We start from the raw sequence: 5850 nt of genomic DNA on the forward strand, positions 1-5850 counted from the left end.
GCGATCCGTGAAGGTGGCCGTACAGTCGGCGCGGGCGTTGTGTCCACGATCCTCGACTAATCGACCTCTCACAAGGTTTGAAGAAGGGCCTCCTGCCAAATGCAGGAGGCCTTTTTTTGTTTTACACCATTAAATAAAAAGTTATGATATTTGCATTGTGCAACCTTAGATTTTTGGTGTTATATGATCAGTGAGCGAAGGTTAACTTCAGAAGAGAAGCTGAATGCTTTTGCCGATGACCTTTCTAAAGGTATTGATGTCTCGGGTATTCAGGATATTACAATATTTGTTACAGGCTCATATGCTAGGGAAGAAGCTTCGCCTTATTCTGATCTTGACTTATTTATTGTAAGAGATGGAAGTGAGAAGGGAAATAAGTTAACAAATATTGAAAAGGCGCTATTAGATTCGTCTTTAATTAGGATATCCCGAGAACATGAATTCCCAGATTTCTCAGGCGGTGGGGAGTTTCTGAAGGTAAATTACATTAAAGACATGCAGGATAGCTTAGGAGGACGTGAAGATGATTTTAATAACCACTTTACTGCTCGTATGTTGCTTTTGTCAGAAAGTAAGGCGCTTTATAATGAAAAGACGTATAACAAGTTTTTAAATGAGGTGATTGAAGCGTATTTTCGTGATTACCATGAACATACGAAAGACTTTCAGCCTGTATTTTTATTGAATGATGTTATTCGTTTTTGGCGGACCTTATGTTTGAATTATGAGCATGCAAGGAATCGCAAAGACAAAACCCCTGAAGAAAAGAATAAAGCACATTTAAAGAATTTAAAGCTCAAATTTAGCCGTATGATGACGTGTTACTCGCTTATGGTTAGTATTCTTTATATTGATGGACATGTTACTCAGAAAGATATCTTTGATCTTGTGCAAATAACACCGACAAGGCGTATGGAAAAACTTGCAAGTGATTTCCCTGCTTTGTCTGGCGTAATTCAATTATTGTTGGATAAATATGCATGGTTTTTGCGCCAGACTGGACGAGAGAAAGAAGAAGTGCTTCGATGGATTGGGGATAAGGGACAGCGAGATAAAGCATTTGATATGGCGAGGGATTATAGTGCTCACTTCTATGAAATAATAAGCAATATTCCAAAAGAAAAAGAAAAGTTAAAGTACTTAGTGATATGAGTAGTCCCAAGTATTTTTTATATGTAAAATTTTCGACATCTAAATTGACTGATCTTATTAATCTCCTGATATTTTTATCTGATCCAAAAGAAAAAAATGGTTTACATCTTACTTTAAGGGGGCCTTATACTCAAAGGGTGCTCACTGAAAGCGAAGAGATGTTTAGTCGAATAAGGAGAGAATTGTTTAAAACGAAGGTTTCTGTTTTTGGATTGGGAAATTTTTTTAAATATGGGCAAAGCACTCTTTATCTTCGCGCAGAGTCCGATTTAGTTTCAAAGTACTTATGGAAAAAAAATATTAAAAAGCCGATCCCGCATTTGACTATTTACGATGGGGCTTCAAAGGAGTTCTCTAATCGTTTAGCGAATACACTTAGTTTGTATCGTTTCTTTTTTGAGCTCCAGATTGATAAGGTTGACGTGTACAGCACAATTTCAGGTCAAAAAAGTATGGAACTTGCGTTTGATCTAAACCTTGATTTGTTGTTAGAGGTTACAGGCAAGCGGTATAAGTATGAAGACTTTCGAGATATGAAAGAGTGGGAGCGGTTAATGTTAATCAATCGGATATGTCCGCGAATAGAATATGAAGTCTCAAATATGAGAATAATAAACACGTGATGGTAAGCGTGACGCAAGTCAGGCAAAAAAGTTTTGAAAATCGACTTTTAGGGCTTGCAAGGGGGCAGGGCAGGTTATATAACGAGCCCCGCTTCAAGTTCTTGACGGTCTTGAAAGCGATTGAGTAATCCCGAATGGGACACTGTAGGAGTGTAGCTCAGTTGGTAGAGCATCGGTCTCCAAAACCGAGTGCCGGGGGTTCGAGTCCCTCCACTCCTGCCATTTTATTGAGACGTATCCGTCACCACTTTTATATTAAGGATTGGTAGCATGGCGAAGTCAGGACCGGCGAAATTTGCCCAAGAAGTTCGTCAGGAAGCGAAGAAAATTACGTGGCCGACCCGCAAGGAAACGTTTGTTTCGACCGGCATGGTTTTTGTTATGGTTTTCTTGGCGGCGATTTTCTTTTTCCTTGTCGATCAGATTTTGTCTACGGCCGTGAAAGCCATCTTTAACTGAGGTAAGACCTATGGCACAAGCACGTTGGTACGTTATCCACGCCTATTCCGGTTTTGAAAACAAGGTGGCGCAATCCATCCTTGAACAAGCTGAGAAAAAAGGCCTGAGCGAATTTTTCGAACAAGTCATCGTTCCGACCGAAGAAGTCGTTGAAATGCGTCGCGGAAGCAAAGTGAATGCGAAGCGCAAATTTTTCCCGGGCTATGTTCTAGCGAAAATGCAGCTGACCGACGAAACGTGGAACATGGTGAAGAACACCGCAAAAGTAACGGACTTCCTCGGCGCACAGGGCAAACCCGCACCGATCACTGAAGAAGAAGCCAATCGCATTCTTCATCAGGTGGAAGAAGGTGTCGATCGTCCGCGCCCCAGCGTTTCTTTCGAGATTGGCGAGGAAGTTCGCGTCACCGATGGTCCGTTTGCATCGTTCAACGGTCTGGTCGAGGATGTCGACGAAGAAAAAGCCCGCTTGAAAGTGTCTGTTTCCATCTTTGGGCGTGCGACCCCGGTGGAGCTGGAATACAACCAAGTGGAAAAAGCTTAAGAAATTTAGAGTTTTTGACTCGACAAGTTTGCGCAGCGTCTGTATAAGGCGCTGCGTTTTGCTTCCAACTGTGAAGCAAATAATCGTGTGGGAGGTCCGTCATAGCCCGACCACGCACCCAGTAACGATATAAACTGAGGTCTATTATGGCTAAAAAAGTTGCAGGCTACATTAAGCTGCAAATCGCTGCCGGCCAGGCAAACCCGTCCCCGCCCGTGGGTCCGGCTTTGGGTCAGGCAGGTCTGAATATTATGGAATTCTGTAAGGCGTTCAACGCTGCGACACAAAAAATGGAACCGGGTACACCGATTCCGGTTGTGATTACAGCTTACCAAGACCGTACATTCACTTTCGAAACCAAACTTCCGCCGGCATCTTTCTTCATTTTGAAGAAACTGGGCCTGAAGAAAGGTTCTCAAACTCCGGGCCAAGGCTTTATTGCGAAAATTACACAAGCGCAATTGGCTGAAATCGCGGAAGAGAAAATCAAAGACATGAACTGCTCAACCATCGAAGCCGCTGTTCAGCAGCTTGCCGGTTCTGCACGTTCTATGGGCGTAGAGGTAGTGGAGTAGGACGATGGCAAAAATTGGTAAACGTCTCAAAGCTGCCTACGAAGGCGTAGATGTTCTGAAACACTACGGCGTAGCTGAAGCAGTTAAACTCGTTAAAGATGGCGCAAAAGCTAAATTTGACGAAACAATCGAAATCGCAGTAAACCTTGGTGTTGACCCGCGTCACGCAGACCAAATGGTTCGCGGCGTTGTCGGTTTGCCGCACGGTACAGGTAAAACCATGCGCGTTGCTGTTTTCGCACGTGATGCGAAAGCTGAAGAAGCAACAGCAGCTGGTGCAGACCTGGTTGGTGCGGAAGACCTGATGGAAAAAATCCAAAACGGCGAAATGAACTTCGACCGTGTGATTGCAACACCGGATATGATGGCTGTTGTGGGTCGCTTGGGTAAAGTCCTCGGTCCGCGCGGTTTGATGCCGAACCCGAAACTGGGTACGGTTACACCGAACGTTACTGATGCTGTTAAAGCGGCAAAAGCTGGTGAAGTACAGTTCCGTGTTGAAAAAGCCGGTATCGTACACGCTGGTATCGGCAAGGCTTCTTTCTCTGAAGAGCAAATCGCAGAGAACGTAAAAGCTTTTGTCGAAGCCATTAACAAAGCCAAGCCGACTGGCGCAAAAGGTACTTATTTGAAGGGCGTTGCGATCAGCTCTACAATGGGTGCTGGCGTTAAGCTTGACATTGCTGCTCTGGTCGGTTAAAAGCCGCCTCAGCAAAAAAGAGATTCTTCCGTCCTTTCATTGAAAGGGCGGAAGTTGATCGAAAGGTGAAAGACCTTTCGTGACTGTCCAAGACTGAAGGTGCGGGCTTTACCCGTTTAAAAATCGCCTTCATAGACAGAAGTAAAGATTAGGATGTATGCCTTATCGGGCGCGCCTCTCTTGAACTGACCTTCTGTGACAATTTGAGACAGTGGAACCGGGTAGGGGGAATTTTTCCTTTGCTCTTTGTCCATCGGACTTATGCCTGTCTTTCGCGGGCATTCGTCCTAAGTATCGGAGACGATCAGTGAACCGTACCGAGAAAGAAGAACTTGTAGCAGAAATGCGCGAAGTGTTCGCAAACAGCTCTACCATCGTTGTTTCCCACTATAGTGGTTTGACAGTGGCACAAATGGAAGAGTTGCGCGGCAAAATGCGCGAAGCTGGTGCTGGTTTCAAGGTAACGAAAAACCGTCTGACACGTCTCGCTCTTGCTGACAGCAAGTTTGAAGGTCTTAGCGATCTTATGACCGGTCCGACTGCGATTGCGTATTCGGAAGATCCGGTTGCTGCTGCTAAGGCGACCATGGAATTTGCCAAGAAGAATGAAAAACTCATTGTTCTAGGCGGTGGCATGGATGAAAACCTGCTCGATCAGGATGGTGTGAAAGCTTTGGCTTCTATGCCGTCTCTGGACGAGCTGCGCGGCAAACTTGTTGGCCTGCTTCAAGCTCCGGCTCAGAAGTTGGCTGCTGTTACTCAAGCACCGGCAGGCCAATTGGCTCGCGTATTCGGCGCTTATGGCTCGAGCGACGCGTAAGTCTTACGTGTTTTGATTTTTATTTTTACAGAACTAAAGTTCTAGGAGTTTATGAACAATGGCTGACCTCGATAAGTTGGTTGAAGACCTCTCTGCATTGACTGTTATGGAAGCTGCTGAGCTGTCCAAACTGTTGGAAGACAAATGGGGCGTATCTGCTGCTGCTCCGGTTGCTGTAGCTGCTGCTGCTGGCCCGGCTGCTGAAGCTGCCGAAGAAAAAACTGACTTTGACGTAATCCTGGCTGCTGCTGGCGACAAGAAAATCAACGTCATTAAAGAAGTACGCGCTATCACAGGTCTCGGCCTGAAAGAAGCTAAAGAGCTCGTCGAAGGTGCTCCGAAGCCGGTTAAAGAAGGCGTGGGCAAAGACGAAGCTGAAGAGCTGAAAAAGAAATTGGAAGAAGCTGGCGCAACTGTCGAGCTGAAGTAATTTCTAAAAAGCATCCTGCTTTAGAATTTGCAAAAAGCGGTCTCTATTTAGAGGCCGCTTTTTCTTTTTGTATGGCTTGGCAAGAAAGATAGAATACTTCTAAGTTCGGTACTTGTTTATTTAACGTCAATTCGGGATAAGGAATGTTGTCGGCAAGCCTTTCAGTGAACATGCAGGTTTCCTCGGTTTCAAAACATATGCAGCCAATCCTGCAAGCAGATTGATGAAGAAATGATCTGTTTTTCTGTGTCTTGAATGTTCAATCTGGCAAATTTCTTTCAGTTGTCCGATAACAGCTTCGACAATCGCCCGTTTGGACAGGAACCATTTCTGGAAAGAAGTATGATTGGCTGGTTTCATTTTCTTTCGGTGTTTTGTAATGAACTCAACCCCTTGTTCTGACAAATCTTGCGTCAACTTTTTGGAGATGTGGACCCGTCCCCTAAAACTGGAGAGCACCTTCTCCATTTAGGCGGCGTTCAATTCAAACTGCATTGGACTTATGTTTCCCAGATATGAATGTCGGCGTTTGGGATTGTAAAATCGA

8 protein-coding genes, 1 tRNA gene and 1 pseudogene are annotated in these 5850 nt (G+C 44.8%); 9 read left to right on the forward strand and 1 reads right to left on the reverse strand.

Annotated features, from left to right (window positions below; genetic code table 11):
- The first annotated feature begins 183 nt into the window (after positions 1-183).
- The 9 genes from IEW74_RS16945 to rplL all read left to right on the forward strand — a co-directional run bounded on the left by IEW74_RS16945 (position 184) and on the right by rplL (position 5303).
- On the forward strand, positions 184-1152 hold the full coding sequence (locus tag IEW74_RS16945) for a nucleotidyltransferase domain-containing protein (protein ID WP_188667334.1): 969 nt from the start codon (positions 184-186) through the stop codon (positions 1150-1152).
- Positions 1149-1775, forward strand: a complete 627-nt coding sequence (locus IEW74_RS16950; RefSeq protein ID WP_188667336.1) for a hypothetical protein — start codon at positions 1149-1151, stop codon at positions 1773-1775. Before IEW74_RS16945 ends, IEW74_RS16950 begins: the two co-directional genes overlap by 4 nt.
- A 146-nt stretch (positions 1776-1921) precedes the next feature.
- Positions 1922-1997: transfer RNA gene (locus IEW74_RS16955), tRNA-Trp, on the forward strand.
- 48 nt (positions 1998-2045) lie between these two features.
- A complete protein-coding gene (gene secE, locus IEW74_RS16960; protein WP_188667337.1) occupies positions 2046-2234 on the forward strand; it encodes a preprotein translocase subunit SecE in 189 nt (62 codons plus the stop codon).
- Positions 2235-2244: 10 nt separating this feature from the next.
- Complete coding sequence (gene nusG / locus IEW74_RS16965; protein ID WP_188667339.1) at positions 2245-2778, forward strand: transcription termination/antitermination protein NusG; 534 nt, start codon at positions 2245-2247, stop codon at positions 2776-2778.
- A gap of 146 nt (positions 2779-2924) precedes the next feature.
- A complete protein-coding gene (rplK, locus tag IEW74_RS16970) occupies positions 2925-3353 on the forward strand; it encodes a 50S ribosomal protein L11 (RefSeq protein ID WP_188667341.1) in 429 nt (142 codons plus the stop codon).
- Between the two features lie 4 nt (positions 3354-3357).
- Positions 3358-4053 carry a 50S ribosomal protein L1 gene (rplA, locus tag IEW74_RS16975; protein WP_188667343.1) on the forward strand — a complete coding sequence of 232 codons (696 nt, stop codon included), beginning with the start codon at positions 3358-3360 and terminating at the stop codon, positions 4051-4053.
- A gap of 307 nt (positions 4054-4360) precedes the next feature.
- Positions 4361-4873, forward strand: a complete 513-nt coding sequence (rplJ, locus tag IEW74_RS16980) for a 50S ribosomal protein L10 (protein WP_188667345.1) — start codon at positions 4361-4363, stop codon at positions 4871-4873.
- Between the two features lie 58 nt (positions 4874-4931).
- Positions 4932-5303, forward strand: a complete 372-nt coding sequence (rplL, locus tag IEW74_RS16985) for a 50S ribosomal protein L7/L12 (protein WP_188667347.1) — start codon at positions 4932-4934, stop codon at positions 5301-5303.
- A gap of 126 nt (positions 5304-5429) precedes the next feature.
- Here the strand turns inward: rplL and IEW74_RS16990 are convergent.
- A pseudogene (locus tag IEW74_RS16990) lies at positions 5430-5735 on the reverse strand (transposase); the annotation flags it as partial.
- Between the last annotated feature and the right edge of the window lie 115 nt (positions 5736-5850).

The sequence above is a fragment of the Terasakiella brassicae genome, from assembly GCF_014641495.1.
In the GTDB taxonomy this organism is placed as follows: domain Bacteria; phylum Pseudomonadota; class Alphaproteobacteria; order Rhodospirillales; family Terasakiellaceae; genus Terasakiella; species Terasakiella brassicae.